General features: G+C 61.5%; 12 protein-coding genes. 6 read left to right on the plus strand and 6 right to left on the minus strand.

Annotation, left to right across the window (positions count from 1 at the left end; genetic code table 11):
• Positions 1-74 precede the first annotated feature (74 nt).
• From ACESMZ_RS03515 to ACESMZ_RS03530, 4 genes are read left to right on the plus strand one after another with little or no spacing between them, the layout of a single operon-like run.
• Entirely contained in the window at positions 75-686 is a 612-nt protein-coding gene (locus ACESMZ_RS03515) for a UPF0149 family protein (RefSeq protein WP_372957016.1), read from the plus strand.
• A gap of 21 nt (positions 687-707) precedes the next feature.
• On the plus strand, positions 708-2,030 hold the full coding sequence (gene pepP, locus ACESMZ_RS03520; protein ID WP_372957017.1) for a Xaa-Pro aminopeptidase: 1,323 nt from the start codon (positions 708-710) through the stop codon (positions 2,028-2,030).
• A 51-nt stretch (positions 2,031-2,081) separates the two neighbouring features.
• Positions 2,082-3,362: a 2-octaprenyl-6-methoxyphenyl hydroxylase gene (ubiH, locus tag ACESMZ_RS03525; protein WP_372957018.1), complete on the plus strand. Its 1,281-nt coding sequence runs from the start codon at positions 2,082-2,084 to the stop codon at positions 3,360-3,362.
• Entirely contained in the window at positions 3,359-4,573 is a 1,215-nt protein-coding gene (locus tag ACESMZ_RS03530) for a UbiH/UbiF/VisC/COQ6 family ubiquinone biosynthesis hydroxylase (protein WP_372957019.1), read from the plus strand. Before ubiH ends, ACESMZ_RS03530 begins: the two co-directional genes overlap by 4 nt.
• A gap of 1 nt (position 4,574) precedes the next feature.
• Here the strand turns inward: ACESMZ_RS03530 and ACESMZ_RS03535 are convergent, their stop codons facing one another.
• The 6 genes from ACESMZ_RS03535 to ACESMZ_RS03560 all read right to left on the minus strand — a co-directional run bounded on the left by ACESMZ_RS03535 (position 4,575) and on the right by ACESMZ_RS03560 (position 11,358).
• Entirely contained in the window at positions 4,575-5,189 is a 615-nt protein-coding gene (locus tag ACESMZ_RS03535; RefSeq protein ID WP_372972213.1) for a QsdR family transcriptional regulator, read from the minus strand.
• A 170-nt stretch (positions 5,190-5,359) separates the two neighbouring features.
• Positions 5,360-7,072 (minus strand): ABC transporter substrate-binding protein, encoded by a 1,713-nt coding sequence (locus tag ACESMZ_RS03540; protein WP_372957021.1) that lies wholly within the window; start codon positions 7,070-7,072, stop codon positions 5,360-5,362.
• A 152-nt stretch (positions 7,073-7,224) separates the two neighbouring features.
• Complete coding sequence (locus tag ACESMZ_RS03545) at positions 7,225-8,277, minus strand: ABC transporter ATP-binding protein (protein ID WP_372957022.1); 1,053 nt, start codon at positions 8,275-8,277, stop codon at positions 7,225-7,227.
• On the minus strand, positions 8,270-9,304 hold the full coding sequence (locus ACESMZ_RS03550) for an ABC transporter ATP-binding protein (RefSeq protein ID WP_372957023.1): 1,035 nt from the start codon (positions 9,302-9,304) through the stop codon (positions 8,270-8,272). Before ACESMZ_RS03550 ends, ACESMZ_RS03545 begins: the two co-directional genes overlap by 8 nt.
• Before the next feature lie 73 nt (positions 9,305-9,377).
• On the minus strand, positions 9,378-10,409 hold the full coding sequence (locus ACESMZ_RS03555) for an ABC transporter permease (RefSeq protein WP_372957024.1): 1,032 nt from the start codon (positions 10,407-10,409) through the stop codon (positions 9,378-9,380).
• Positions 10,399-11,358, minus strand: a complete 960-nt coding sequence (locus ACESMZ_RS03560) for an ABC transporter permease (RefSeq protein WP_372957025.1) — start codon at positions 11,356-11,358, stop codon at positions 10,399-10,401. The genes ACESMZ_RS03555 and ACESMZ_RS03560 overlap by 11 nt, the downstream gene beginning before the upstream one ends.
• Positions 11,359-11,626: 268 nt before the next feature.
• Here ACESMZ_RS03560 and fhuF point away from each other — a divergent pair, with 268 nt between their 5' ends.
• Positions 11,627-12,388 (plus strand): siderophore-iron reductase FhuF, encoded by a 762-nt coding sequence (fhuF, locus tag ACESMZ_RS03565; protein ID WP_372957026.1) that lies wholly within the window; start codon positions 11,627-11,629, stop codon positions 12,386-12,388.
• A 162-nt stretch (positions 12,389-12,550) separates the two neighbouring features.
• Complete coding sequence (locus ACESMZ_RS03570) at positions 12,551-14,740, plus strand: TonB-dependent siderophore receptor (protein WP_372957027.1); 2,190 nt, start codon at positions 12,551-12,553, stop codon at positions 14,738-14,740.
• Positions 14,741-14,760 lie beyond the last annotated feature (20 nt).

The following is a 14,760-nucleotide window of genomic DNA, read 5'->3' on the forward strand; positions in this document are numbered from 1 at the left end:
TGCCAGGATGTGCCGCAGTCCTGGCGGAAATGGTAGGATTGGAAACCCACTCAGCGAACAGGTAAAGCGCTTTAATGACTGATAACGCAGCCTCAGGTTCCCACACCGACGATTTCGAAGGTTGGGCAAATCTGTTTACCCGGTGCCGGGCGTTCAGCCATCCCTCCGAACTTCATGGCGGCCTGTGCGGCCGGCTGGCGGCAGGTGCCCGTCTAAGTGAGCAGCAATGGCTGGAGGTGGTGTGTGAGCACGTTGGTATCGCCCCCGATGCGCTGGCCAGCGACGATGACCTGCCCCCGGAGTTGCCATCCTTTATGGATGATGCCTATCGACAGACCCTTGACCAGCTGCGTGCCACTGACATGGCGTTCCAGCCGCTGCTGCCGGAGGACGATTACGCCTTTGACCAGCGCTTGCAGGCCCTTTCTGCCTGGGTGCGGGGCTTTCTCGAGGGCATGGCCCTGACCGCCGGGCAGCGCCTCGGCGAAGCCCCCGACGAGATCCGTGAACTGATCGAGGACCTGGTGGCCATCAGTCAGGTGGAAGATGCCGACGATGGTGACGAGGCCTCTGAAGTCCAGCTTAATGACATTACCGAATACGTCCGCCTGGGAGTGATTTCCGTATTTACCGAGTTCAATCCCCCGGAGCAGACGCCCCCTTCTGCAGGTCAGACCCTGCACTGACAGCCCGTACCAGGAGACCCTATGAGTCCGTGGATTCCGATGAATGAACACGCCGAGCGCCGGCGCCGGCTGATGGAGCTGATGGCAAAGGACAGCATTGCCATCCTGCCCGCCGCCCCGGAGTGTACCCGCAACCGGGATGTGCTCTTTCCGTTCCGCCAGGACAGTGACTTCCAGTATCTGACCGGTTTCGGTGAGCCCGAGGCGGTGGTGGTGCTGATCCCGGGTCGTGAGCATGGCGAATCGGTGCTGTTCTGCCGGGAACGCAATCCGGAGAAGGAGAAGTGGGACGGCTCGATAACCGGTCCCGATGGCGCTATCGAACATTACGGTCTGGACGATGCCTTTCCTATTGCTGACATCGATGACATCCTGCCGGGCATGATCGAGGGCCGCAGCCGGGTGTACTATCCCCTGGGGCGGGACCAGGCCTTCGATGCCCGGGTTATGGACTGGATCAAGCAGATCCGCAGCAAGGTGCGGGCAGGGGCCCAGCCTCCGGGCGAATTCGTGGCACTGGAGCACCTGCTCCACGACCTGCGCCTGTACAAGAGTGCCAACGAACTCAAGGTCATGGCCAGGGCCGGCCAGATCAGTGCAGAAGCCCACTGCCGGGCCATGAAGCGCGCCCGCAGGGGCGGATACGAATACCAGCTGGAAGCGGAGCTGATCCATACCTTTATGGAACACGGCGCCCGTAACACCGCCTATCCGTCCATTGTCGGAAGCGGCGCCAATGGCTGCGTGCTCCACTACATCGAGAACAGCGCTCCCCTGAAGGAAGGCGACCTGGTGCTGATCGACGCCGGCTGTGAACTGGACTGCTACGCCTCGGACATCACCCGGACCTTCCCGGTGAGCGGCACCTTCAGCGAGCCCCAGCGTGCGCTCTATGAAGTGGTGCTGGAAGCCCAGTATGCCGCCATTGATGCGGTTCGCCCGGGCAACCACTGGAACATGCCCCATGAAGCGGCCCTGGAGGTTCTGACCCAGGGACTCATCGACCTGGGCATTCTCGGGGGAACCCTGGCAGACGCCCTGGAAAAGGAAGCCTACCGGCCGTTCTTCATGCACCGTACCGGCCACTGGCTGGGAATGGATGTGCATGACGTGGGTGATTACAAGGTGGGTGATGCCTGGCGGGTACTGGAGCCAGGCATGGTACTTACCGTGGAGCCCGGGCTGTATGTTGCGCCGGACAATATGGATGTCGATCCCCGGTGGCGCGGCATCGGTATCCGTATCGAGGACGATGTCGCTGTCACCAGGGATGGCTGCCGCGTACTCACCGACGCGGTGCCCAAGAACATCGCCGAAGTGGAAGCCCTGATGGCAGAGGCCTGACGGCGTCGTGTCGGACAGGTGGCACAGTGACAGGAGCTGGTCCGGAATCCCATGCAGACCTTTGATACAGACATACTGATTGCCGGTGGCGGACTGGCCGGTGCCACCCTGGCCCTGGCCATTGCGCGGCTGATCCCGGATTACCGTGTGACCGTGGTGGAAGCTTTCCCGTTGGCGGAAAAACCGGCCCCGGCGGACTACCAGCCCAGTTACGATGCCCGCTCCACGGCACTTTCCTGGGGCTCCCGACAGATCTTCGAACGCCTTGGCCTGTGGTCGGCCATTGAGAAGCAGGCAGCAGCGATCCGTCATATCCATGTATCGGAACGGGGTCGCCTGGGTGTGACCCGGCTGGCGGCCCAGGATCACCACCAGCCAGCGTTGGGCTATGTGGCGGACAACCGCTGGCTTGGCCTCTGTCTGATGGACGCCCTGCGTGCGCAGTCGTCGATCCGGTGGCTGGCACCGGCCCGGGCGACCTCGGTGATTCCCCGGGAGGGTGGTGTTCAGGTTATGGTCCGACAGGGTAGCGAAGGCGACGAAGGGAGGGAGGAAACCCTCAGTGCCCGCTGCCTGGTGGTCGCCGATGGCGGTCGCTCCGGTCTGCGGGAGGGCCTGGGCATTGAGGTAACCCGGCAAGACTACGATCAGTTTGCCCTGATCGCCAATGTCAGCACCGAACTTCCTCACCAGGGCACTGCCTGGGAGCGCTTCACCGATCGGGGGCCCATGGCACTGTTACCCCAGGTGGGCGGCCCCGAACCGGGTCATCGCTCTGCACTGGTGTGGACGCTCTCCCCGGCTGAGCTGGAAGAAGTTCTCGCACTGGATGACGCCGCCCGCTGCCAGCGCCTGCAGGCGGCCTTCGGCTGGCGGCTGGGTCGTTTTACCCGCTTCGGCGAGACTCACCATTATCCCCTGTCGCTGACCCTGGCCCGGGAAACCGTACGCCCCGGTGTCGCGCTGGTGGGTAACGCTGCCCATTCCCTGCACCCGGTGGCCGGCCAGGGCTTCAACCTGGCCCTGCGCGGTTTGATGGCGCTGGTGGCGGCTTTCCGCCATGCCAGTCAGACTGGCCTCTCCCCGGGTGACTTACAGGTCCTGGCCCGATACCGGCAGGCCCATGAAAGTGATCAGCGCCAGACAGTCGGCTTTTCGGACACCCTGGTGCGCCTGTTCGGTGGTGAGTATCCGGCGCCTGGCTATGCCCGCAGTGCCGGCCTGGCCGGGCTGGATATGGTGCCTGGTGCCAAGCGCTGGTTTGCCCGCCAGGCCATGGGGCTGGGTACCGGTAGCAAGGCCGTCGACCGCAGGGAGGAGCACTGGCAATGAGCCATTTCGATATTGTGGTGGCCGGTGGTGGAATGACCGGCAGTGCGCTGGCCCTTGGTGCTGTCAGTCAGGGCTGGCGGGTGGCTCTGGTGGAAACCGCACCGTTGTCTGCCCTCATAGCGCGTCCGGCTGATGCCTTGGACGTGGACGGTTTCGAGCCCCGGGTCAGCGCTATCTCGGTAGCCAGCCAGCGCCTGCTGGAACAGCTGGGGGCCTGGCAACGGGCCACCGAGACCCGGCACTGCCCCTACACGGCCATGGATGTGTGGGATGGTGAGGCCATTGGCCGTATCCGTTTCGAGGCAGATGAACTGGGCGCTCCGTCACTGGGTACCATTATCGAGAACCGGAACCTGGTCCGGGGGCTGTTCCAGCAGGTGGAAGCGTCTGAGCTGACCTGTTTTGACGGCCAGTCGGTCACCGGCATGACCAATGCCGATGGAAGCTGGCAGCTGACCCTGTCCGGCGGTGAGCAGCTGACGGCAGCTTTGGTGGTGGGCGCCGACGGCGCCCATTCCAGAATCCGTCAATGGGCGGGGCTGCCCACACGGGAGTGGGATTATGACCAGGAAGCCATCGTCTGTACCGTGCGGACCGAACGGCGCCATGAAAGCACCGCCTGGCAGCGCTTCACTGCGACGGGCCCGCTGGCGTTCCTGCCCCTGCAAAGCGATAACGTAAACGATAGCGGTCACTTCTGCTCCATCGTCTGGTCCCAGGATACGGACCGGGCACGGGAGCTGCTGTCCCTGGATGACGAAGCCTTCTGTGCAGCATTGGGCCGGGCCCTGGAGGGACGGCTGGGTGCGGTGGAGGCGGCCTCGAAACGTCACGCCTTTCCCCTGCGCCAGCGCCACAGCAAGCAGTATGTGCAACCAGGGCTCGCCCTGATCGGGGATGCTGCCCATACCATCCACCCCCTGGCGGGGCAGGGTGCCAACCTGGGGTACGGCGATGTGATTGCGCTGCTGGGGGAGCTGGAGCGGGCCATGGATCGACAGGAATCCCCGGGGGATCTGATGATGCTGCAACGCTACCAGCGCCGTCGCAAGGGTGAGAACCTGGCGATGATGGCGGCCATGGAGGGTTTCAAACAGCTCTTCGCCCGGGACGAACTGCCGCTTCGCTGGCTGCGCAGCACCGGCATGCGCTGGCTGGACCGGGCCGCGCCCCTCAAGAACCAGGTTGCCGCCCGGGCCATGGGGCTCTGAGTCAGGGTGGCGGACAAGGGTGGCTTCCGCAAAGGGTGCGAATTGCCTTGCAGGCCTCATTAATCGCGATCGGGCGGCCGACAATCAGATCGCTGTAGGTGAAGGTTTCGGTCAGGCGGATGATCACCAGCGCCAGGCTGTCGGTTTCCAGCTCTGGCCTGATTGTGCCCTTGTCGATTTCTTCCGTCAGCAGCTGTTTCATGGCGTTCAGTCGACGCTCCTGCAAAAAGCGCGTGGAGGTGAGTACCTGCAGGGCAAACTGCGGATCATCGCTGATAAACTGTCGCAGGGGCTGTGAATTGATGACTGCCGTCATGGTGAAGCGGCAGATATTGGCAATGTAGTCTGCCCCGGTGCCCTTGGCCTTTTCGCGGGCCTCCTGCAAGGTGGGCTCGTAGACGGACCACATGATTTCCGCCATCAGCAGTTCCTTGGTGCCGACCCAGCGAAACAGGGTGGTGCGACCGATACCGACGCTTTCGGCCAGGTCGTTGAGGCTGATGCGCTCACCCCGCAACCAGCGGCGGCGGGCTTCCTTCAGGACATCCAGCGGTGTGGCACGCTGGCTGGGGCGCTCCACGAACTGACTCAGCGGTGTATTCTGCTGTCTGGTCATCGGATCCTCCCTGAAGTCGCTTCGGCAAGGAGCGTGCGAGGGTTCCAGGGAATCGGGCGCCAGCTCCCTGGACGCCCGGGCGGGTTTTCTGTGCCCCGGCTGTCAGTTGACGGCCGGGGGCTGTCGGGGGCCCAGGGCCCCCACTCGATCAGTGGCTTTGATGGTCCGGGTCAGTCGTCGAACCCCATCTCTTCTTTCATCTTCTGGTCAATCCAGATACGGGAGTAGATGGGGCCGGGACGAACCGCACCCACCCTGAGCTCACCGTGATAGTTCTTCACCCAGGGCCACCAGGCGCTGTAGGCCGTCGGAGTGGGCAGGAAAACGTGGGGCACGTTTTCTTCCAGAACGTAAACGTTCAGGTCTTTCAGGATTTCCTTCTGGGCTTCCAGGTCCCGCTCGCGGATGGCCTTGTTCAGCTGCTCGTCCACGTGGCTGTCGGAGTGCCGGTCCGGGTTCCAGGTCTGACCCGCCAGGTAGGACTTGCGCAGCACCTGCAGGGGGTTACCCGCGCCATTGGTAATCATGTAACCGGGCGCCTGGTTCTCGTGGCCCATCATGGACCGGTAGGCCCCGTACTCCATGGACTGGATCTCCATCTTGACGCCCACTGCCGAATAGTAGGCTTCCATCAGGTTGACCAGGTCCATGTGATAGGGGTTGCCGGAAAACACCTGCACCTTGAACGTCAGACCGTCTTCGTAACCGGCTTCCTTGAGCAGTTCCATGGCACGTTCGGGGTTGTAGTCGAACAGCTCCCTTCCTGCCTCATCCAGTTCGTCGATGGGGGTGTAGTAGCCTTCCTGGGTGGTTGAGATGGGGTATTCGAGCAGTTCGCCCCGGCCGTCCAGCAGCCCCTCAAGAATGGCCCCCTGGTCCACGGCCAGGTTCAGGGCCCGGCGAACCCGTACATCATCGAAGGGAGGGATGTCGTTGCGCAGGGCCATATAGTGCCCGGCGGACTCCAGGGCCTCACGCCAGATCAGATCAGGGGCGCCTTTCTTCAGTTCGTCCACGAACTGCCAGCGCACACCTTCCATAATGTCCACCCGACCTGAGCGCAGAGCCGCAATGGCGCTGGCCTCGTCCTTGATGATGCGGTAGGTGACCTTGTCGTTCAGGGGCAGGTCGTAGGTTTCGCCGTCAATTTCGACGGTATCCCAGTGATCAGGGTTGCGCTCGTAGACCTGACGACTGCCCCGCTCCACATCGGCCAGCCTGTAGGCGCCGGTGCCGGTGGCATTACGCCAGTCACCACGGCCCTCGGAATCCAGGGCGTGCCACTCCGGCGGGGCGATGGCGTCGAAATAACCCCAGGCCATGCGGTAGTGCCAGTTGGAGTGCCAGTGGTTGAGGTGTGCCACCACAGTACGCTCGTCCTGTGCCTCCCATTTGTCGACAAAATCATAGAATTCCGGAATGCGGCGCTCCGCAGCCCAGATCTGCTCAAAGTGATTGACCACGTCATCGGCCACCAGCTTGCGCTTCTCCATCAGGCCTTCCCGGGCCGGCCAGTAGACGTCGTCCCGCAGGTGGAAAACGATACGCAGCGGGTCTTCCAGAATTTCCCAGCTTTCGGCCAGGTCCCCTTCGAGCTGCTCGTAGGGAATGAAGGCCTGGTTGGTAAAGGCGTTAACATCCTTGCCCCGGGGACCATAGTCCAGGTTGCCCCGGAGCAGGTGGTCCATGAACAGGCCGTCATGGCTGTTTTTCCAGTTCCAGGTCTGGGGGTCCCAGGTGACTGCGTCCAGCGTGCGGTACATGGTCACCACGTTCAGCTCGCCACCGAGCTGGACCTCTTCCGCAGCCAGTGGGGGCACCACCAGCGCTGCGGACAAGGCGCCAGCCAGAAGCAGCCGTTTGCCAGTGTGAATCGCTTTCATTGTTGTTGTCTCCTCGAAGGTTCGAGCGATTTTGCGGCCCTGATTCAGGCGCCTGACGGACCCTGATGGTCACGGGGCACCCTGCCGCTCTCCTGTTGCCTTCCGTCACAGGACGGTCGGTTACGTTGATCTTCTGTTGGTTCGTCCGGCTATCAGCCCACGGCCAGCAACCGGTCAGTCATCACATCCTCTGCGCGCACGTCTGATACCTCCGGATCATAGAGGTGGCAGGCCACCTTGTGCCCGCCGTCGCCGGTCTCCCTGAGCCGGGGCTTTACCGTGCGGCAGGCCTCGTGGGCATACTGGCAGCGGGTGTGGAAGGTGCAGCCGGTGGGTGGGTTCAGGGGGCTGGGGATCTCGCCATCCAGTGACGGGTCGAACTCGCGACTGGCTTCCGCGTCCGGATCCGGCACCGGAATGGCCGACAGCAACGCCCGGGTGTAGGGGTGGCGTGGGTTGTCATAGAGTTCGTCGCGGGAGGTCTCCTCCACCACGTGCCCCAGGTACATCACCATGATGCGGTCGCAGATGTGTTTCACCACCGCCAGGTCGTGGGCAATGAAGAGGTAGGTCAGCCCGAATTCGTCCTGCAGGTCTTCCAGCAGGTTGATAACCTGGGCCTGAATGGACACATCCAGGGCCGACACCGGTTCATCGCAGATGATCAGGTCCGGCTCCGCCGCCAGGGCCCGGGCAATGCCAATGCGTTGGCGCTGGCCGCCGGAGAACTGGTGGGGGTAGCGGTCCGCCATGTTCGGGTTCAGGCCGACCCGCTCCAACAGGCCGTGGACTCTCTCCTTGTAGGCCTGCTTGTCCTGGTGGAGCCGGTGTATCAGCAGGGGTTCGCCGATAATATCCATGACCCGCATGCGCGGGTCCAGGGCACCGAAGGGGTCCTGGTAGACCATCTGCACCTTGCGGCGATATTTGCGAAGTGCTTTCTGGTCCAGGACAGTCAGGTCGGTGCCGTCAAGGATAACCCTGCCTTCGGTGGGCTCGACCATTCGCAATACCCCCAGCCCGGTGGTGGACTTTCCACATCCGCTTTCTCCCACCACCCCCAGGGTCTCGCCGCGCCGCACCTGGAAGGAAACTCCGTCCACCGCCTTCACTGTGCCGGTAACTTTATGGCCCAGCAGTCCGCCATAGAGCGGAAAATGAATCTTCAGGTTTTCCACTTCCAGCAGAATGTCGTTGTCAGACATGGGGCTGCACCTCCGTGACGTCGACCCAGCAGGCCTTCCAGTGATCTCCGGAGACCTGTGTCAGGGGCGGGCGATCCTGGCGACACTGGTCTTTTGCGTAGGGGCAGCGGGGGTGGAAGGGACAACCCTTCGGCAGGTTGGCAAGGTCAGGTGGCTGTCCCGTGATGGGTATCAGTCGCCCGCCCTTGGGCTGGTCCAGCCGCGGAATCGATGCCATCAGGCCCAGGGTGTAGGGGTGGCGGGGGCTTTTGAAGATCTCCCGGGCGGTGCCCTGTTCCACAACCCTGCCGGCGTACATGACGTTGATACGCTCGGCGTAGCGGGCGACCACGCCCAGGTCATGGGTAATAAGGATCATCGAGGCGTTATTGCGCCGGGTCAGGTCCTTGAGCAGTTCCAGAATCTGTGCCTGTACGGTTACGTCCAGAGCTGTGGTGGGTTCATCTGCGATGATCAGTCTGGGGTCACAGGCCAGCCCCATGGCAATCATTACCCGCTGGCGCATGCCACCGGAAAGCTGGTGGGGGTACGCCTGCAAGCGGCTTTCCGGGTCGGGTATGCGCACCTGCCTCAACAGTTCAACACAGCGTGCCTTCAGGGACTTCCGGTCGCCCTTGCCGTGGGTCACCATGGGCTCGGATAGCTGCCGGCCCACGGTCAGAACCGGGTTCATGGACGTCATGGGCTCCTGGAAGATCATGGCGATGTCGCCGCCCCGCAACTGCCGGATCTCCTCATCGTTCATGGCCAGAACGTCGCGACCATCAAACAGGATTTCTCCGTCGGTAATTTCCCCCGGGGGGCTGGGAATCAGCCGCAGGATCGACATGGCGGTCACGCTCTTGCCGGAGCCGCTCTCACCGACAATGGCCAGGGTTTCCCCCTTGCGCACATCGAAACTGACGCCGTCCACGGCTGTCACTGTCTTGCCGTCCTGGCGGAAGCAGGTTCTGAGATTATTGACCCGGAGCAGAGTGTCCGGACGGACTTCGGATTCCGGGATCTGGGCAAGTGGTTCAGCGAGCACGATTGCTGTCTCCGTTTTCCGGGCCGGTACCACACTGGCCCGACCGGTTATTGTTATTGGCCAGGTGTGCCATCTACGGCATCGGCTTCCGGTTGACCCGGGCCATATAGCGACCCGTGCCACCCCGCATCCTGGGGTCCAGAAGATCGCGCAGGGCATCGCCGAACATGTTGATACCGAAAACGGCGATGGCCAGTGCCACCCCTGGCATGATGGCCAGCCAGGGAGCGACAAACATATAGCTGCGACCGTCGAGACTCAGCATGCCACCCCAGCTGGGGGCGGGCGGGGGAATGCCGAGACCGAGGAAGCTGAGCCCGGATTCCGCCAGAATGACCGCCGCCAGGCGGGTGGTGAACAGAACGATAATGGGCGGCATGACATTGGGCAGGATGTGTCGCCACAGGATCCACAAGGTGGATGCACCCATGGACTTGGCGGCATGGACGTAGATGTTTTCCTTGGTACTCAGTACTGCCCCGCGAACAATCCGCGAGCCGGAGATGCCGAACAGCAGGCCCAGTATCAGAATGACCTGCCAGGTGCCGGGGCCGATGACGGATACCGCAACAATCAGGATGATCAGGTCCGGGAAGCACATCCAGCCATCCACCAGGCGCTGGGTAGTCATGTCGGTGCGTCCGCCCAGGTACCCACTCACCAGGCCAATCACCACGGAAATTACGATGGACAGTGTGGTGGCCGCGAAGGCAACGATGACGGATAGCTGGGCACCATGAACAATGCGGGCAAACACATCCCTTCCCAGGTGGTCAGTGCCCAGCCAGTGCTCCGCCGATGGCGGCTTGAGGCGATCAAGGGGGGCGATGGCGTTGTAACCTTCCGGAGCAATCACACTGGCAAACAGGCCCGTGAGCAGCAGGATGATACATATCAGCGCCCCAAAGGCCCCCATGGGTCGCTCGGTGACGAGGCGGTAGAAGAATTCCACATGCCGGTTGCGGTACCGCAGGGGTACCCGGATGGGGACGGCTGACTCGTCGGCCATGGCCCGGCCGGGTTCCACCGGCGCCCGGGGATCCTTGCCTTCGGCGCCCTTGCGGCTGAAGGCGCTCTGTTGCGGAGAAATCTGATCAACTGTCATAGCGCACCTTCGGATCCAGCAGGCCGTAGCACATATCCACCAGCAGATTGACCAGCATCACCACCACTCCGGTGATCAGGAAAATCCCGGTGATAATGGGGTAGTCACGGGTATTCACGGACTGGAGTAGCAACTCGCCCAGCCCGGGCAGGCGGAAGATCTGTTCGATAATCACGGTGCCGCCAAACAGGATGGGGACCAGGATGCCGATCAGGGTGATCACCGGAATGAGCGCATTCTTGACCGCATGGCGAATGACCACGGTCCGTTCGGGCAGGCCCTTGGCCCAGGCAGTGCGGATATAGTCCTGCCGCAGTACTTCCAGCATCATGGTGCGGGTCATGCGCATGACCACCGCGGAGAGGGAGGCACCAAGCACCAGGCTGGGCAACAGCAGAACCTTGAGGTTTTCAATGGGGTCTTCGAAGAAGGGCACGATGTCATTGGGGGGCGACCAGCCCCACCACATGGAGGGCAGGATAACCACCATGGTACCGAGCCAGAAATTGGGTATGGCCAGGGCAACAATGGAAAAGGTCCGCCCGACGTTGTCCCCCAGGGTTTCCTGTCGCACGGCCGAATAGATGCCGATGGGGATGGCAATGGTCAGGGCGATGATCAGCGAGAATATCCCGAGCTGCAGGGTGACCGGCATGCGGTCGCCGATTTCCCGGGTGACCGGTGTATTGCGCCACAGTGAATCACCGAGATCGCCCTGCAGCGCATTGCCGGCCCAGCTGAGGTATTGCATATAGATGGGTTTGTCCAGGCCCAGGGCCTGCTCCAGCTCCGCCCGTGTGTCATGGCCGGTGGAGGCATAGTCGTTTTCGGTGAGCATCAGGTCCAGCACATCGCCGGGAATCAGCCTGACCACGCCGAATACAATGATGCTGGCGACAATCAGGGTGGGAATCAGCGCCAGCAGGCGCCTCAAAAGGTAGGTTCCCATAGGCCGTCTCTGCTTTGTTGTTATCGTTATCGTCCGGTTTCAGGCCCCTTGTTGTTGATTATCGGGTGGTGCCATTCCGGAACATTGACCCTTTCAGGTATAGCAGCAGAACGATTTGTTGCAAAGTTCCATTGTTGAAAAAAACATCAAAAAGTTTCACAGGATGATGGAGACGCTTGGGAGGCGAATGATCCCTCCAGCTTCGTCTTGCCGGGTACCGCATGTATAATAATAAAAATTATCATTATCTTTTACATCGGTGCTCACCATGACCATTCCTGCCTTGGCACCCCTGTTTGTAGGGGATTTCGCACATTACCGTGACGTGCTGGTATTACCCGGCCAGGATCAGCGCCCGGGCATTCCCGCTCAGGAGCTTGTCACCGCTGACGGGCTGCAGTGGGTGCTGTCCGAATACAGACGGTCCCAGCCAGGGGATGACGAGCGGGCGCTGCTCTCGCTCTGGTCCCGCTACTACTTTGTCAAGCTGACCGTGCCGGTGGTGGGCGCCAACCTGATGCTGGGGCGTGAGCTGACCGTGGGACTTGATGGCATTGAAGTAATTCTGGGGGAGGGAGGCGTGCCGGAAGCCTTCCGGCTGCCTGATGAAGGGCGTCCCTTCCGGACCCCTCCGGCGGACGGGTTTGAGCGCTTCCGTAACCTGCTGGAGGAGAACTTCGCCCCACTGATTGACGGCTGGTGTCGACAGGTCAAGGTGTCCCGACGGGTGCTGTGGAACAACGCCGCCAACTATTTTGAATGGCTGATCCGGACCCTTGAGTCCACGAAGGTTCCGCAGTCGATGCTGGCGGACGGGCAACAGGTGGTGGAGGCCCCCCGTTACCCGGATGGCCGGCCAAACCCCATGGCCAGTCCGGTGCGGTATGTGGAGCAGGGCGGGGGGGACGAGCCACTAAGACAGCGCCGGCATTGCTGCATCCGGTACCGACTGCCGGACCTGCCGCTGTGTCGTAACTGCCCGCATATTGACCGGCCCCCGAAGGGGGCGCTGCTACCCGGGGACGATTAACCTGCCATCCTTACCGTTTTGGTGAAAGCGGAAGGCTGTGTCTGTGGTCTCGCCTGCCAGAAGAGTCTTCGAAGCTTGTTAGTTAATGATGTTTCAAATAAAAATCATTCGCATTACAATGTGAGCGATTGTTAACTCACCAAAAAATGATGGAGACCTTCGATGTATCGAAATTCCAACCCCGGCTTTCGCCGAAAAGCCCTGGTTACTGCAATCATGTGCGCAGCCCTGCCTGGAGTGGCAGCGGCCCAGGAAAATGAGCCGAAGGCGCTGGAAGCCCTGGAAGTTACCGCAAGCCGTGGCCAGGCAGCCTCGGAAACTACGGACAGTTACATCAGCGGAGCAAGCACAACCTCGATGAAGATGGCCCTTTCTCACCGGGAAGTTCCCCAGGCCGTCACAGTTGTCACCCGTGAACAGATGGATGACTTCGCCCAGAACGATATTAACGATGTTCTGGAAGGCACCACCGGGGTCACCGTAGAGTCGGTGGAAACAGACCGCACCTACTACACCTCACGGGGTTTTGACATCAATAACTTCCAGTACGACGGCGTGGGTATGCCGGCCGTCTACGATAATGTGCAGGGTGAGCTGGACACCGCCTTCTTTGACCGCGTGGAAGTGGTCCGGGGCGCCAATGGCCTGATGACCGGTTCCGGCAACCCGGCCGCGACCGTCAACTTTATCCGCAAGCGCCCCACTGCCGACACCAATGCCTCTGTGTCAGTGACCGGGGGTTCCTGGGACAAGAAACGCATTGTCGGTGATGTTTCCGGTGCGGTATCCGAATCCGGTGCGGTACGTGGTCGCGTGGTGGCCGGTTACGAAGATAAGAATTCGTATATTGACCGTTACAGCAATGAAAAGCAGATGTTCTACGGGGTGCTGGAAGCAGACCTTACCGATACCACGTTGCTGACCCTGGGGCATGCCATTCAGACCTCTGACACGGACAGCCCGTTGTGGGGCGCGCTGCCCTTGTTTTACACCGATGGCTCCGCTACGGATTTCGCACGCTCGACCAGCACTGCCTCCGACTGGTCATACTGGGATAACACCCAGCACAACAGCTTTGTGGAGTTGCAGCAGGAGCTTGCCGGTGGCTGGAGAGCCACGGGTACGGTGTTCCGGCTGAAGAACGAGAGTGAGTCTGAGCTTTTCTACCAGTTCGGAACCCCGGATCGTCAAACGGGTCAGGGGCTGTTGGCCTATCCGAGCCAGTACGACCTGGACGTAGAGCAATGGGTCGTGGATGCCTATGCAACCGGTCCGTTTACCCTGGCTGACCGGACACACGAACTGGTGGTTGGGGCCAGCTGGTCGCGCTCAGAGACAGAAGATGAGTCACGGTTTGACTACAACTACACCCAGGGCGTCTTCGTTCCGCTCCCGCCGCTTGACCAGTGGGATGGTAACTTCGCGAAGCCTGACCTGGTCTACGCTCCATCGGGCTCCGACTGGACCGACCGCGAAACGGCAACCTACGCGGCAGCCCGCTGGTCGCTCACAGATCAACTGACGGCAATCACCGGCCTTCGCCTGACCTGGCTGGATAACAAGGGTGAAAGTTACGGCGCCAGCAAAGAAAGCAGTTACAACGCCGTGGAGACGCCCTACGCCGGCCTGATCTACGACATCAACGACGATCACTCTGTCTATGCGAGTTACACCGAGATTTTCACGCCCCAGACAGAAGTGGATATCAACCGGGACCGCCTGGACCCGATTGATGGCGTCAATTACGAGCTGGGCCTGAAAAGCGAGTTTCAGGACGACCGCGTAAACACCACACTTGCCCTGTTCCAGACCGAGCAGCAGAACGTGGCCGAAGCGGCCGGTACCTTCCCGGGCAGCGCCGACTCCTACTACACCGCAGTGGATGGCCTGACCAGCCGGGGTGTCGAGGCGGAAGTGGTTGGTGACCTCACCGACCGTATCCAGCTTTTTGCGGGTTACACCTACGTGGACATCGAGGACAAGGATGGCAATGGCGCCAGGTCCTTTGTGCCGGAGCACCTGGCCCAGGTGCGGGCCACCTGGAAAGTGCCGGCTGTTGATGGCCTGAAGCTGGGCAGCAAAGTGCGCTGGCAGTCCGGGATCACGCAGGAGCAGGGTGTTGCGACTACCGGCCCGAATGCCGGCGAAACAATCGTTACCAGGCAAGGCAGCTACGCGGTTCTGGACCTGATGGCAAGCTATGACTTTGCCAGCGACTGGAATGCGACTCTGAACGTGAACAATGTAACCGATGAGAAGTACATCGAAAGCCTGAAAAAGTTCGGTGCTTCGGCTCAGGGCTTCTACGGTGAGCCGGCGAACGCCAGTCTGACCGTTTCCTGGACGTACTGAACCGGTAAGGGGGTGGCCGG

This window comes from Marinobacter sp. (genome assembly GCF_041690615.1).
In the GTDB taxonomy this organism is placed as follows: domain Bacteria; phylum Pseudomonadota; class Gammaproteobacteria; order Pseudomonadales; family Oleiphilaceae; genus Marinobacter.

Coding starts and splice junctions, on each gene's coding strand:
- fhuF (WP_372957026.1), top strand. CDS start 11,627: ATGACCATTCCTGCCTTGGCACCCCTGTTTGTAGGGGATTTCGCACAT.
- pepP (WP_372957017.1), top strand. CDS start 708: ATGAGTCCGTGGATTCCGATGAATGAACACGCCGAGCGCCGGCGCCGG.
- ACESMZ_RS03530 (WP_372957019.1), top strand. CDS start 3,359: ATGAGCCATTTCGATATTGTGGTGGCCGGTGGTGGAATGACCGGCAGT.
- ACESMZ_RS03540 (WP_372957021.1), bottom strand. CDS start 7,072: ATGAAAGCGATTCACACTGGCAAACGGCTGCTTCTGGCTGGCGCCTTG.
- ACESMZ_RS03545 (WP_372957022.1), bottom strand. CDS start 8,277: ATGTCTGACAACGACATTCTGCTGGAAGTGGAAAACCTGAAGATTCAT.
- ACESMZ_RS03515 (WP_372957016.1), top strand. CDS start 75: ATGACTGATAACGCAGCCTCAGGTTCCCACACCGACGATTTCGAAGGT.
- ACESMZ_RS03535 (WP_372972213.1), bottom strand. CDS start 5,189: ATGACCAGACAGCAGAATACACCGCTGAGTCAGTTCGTGGAGCGCCCC.
- ubiH (WP_372957018.1), top strand. CDS start 2,082: ATGCAGACCTTTGATACAGACATACTGATTGCCGGTGGCGGACTGGCC.
- ACESMZ_RS03560 (WP_372957025.1), bottom strand. CDS start 11,358: ATGGGAACCTACCTTTTGAGGCGCCTGCTGGCGCTGATTCCCACCCTG.
- ACESMZ_RS03570 (WP_372957027.1), top strand. CDS start 12,551: ATGTATCGAAATTCCAACCCCGGCTTTCGCCGAAAAGCCCTGGTTACT.
- ACESMZ_RS03555 (WP_372957024.1), bottom strand. CDS start 10,409: ATGACAGTTGATCAGATTTCTCCGCAACAGAGCGCCTTCAGCCGCAAG.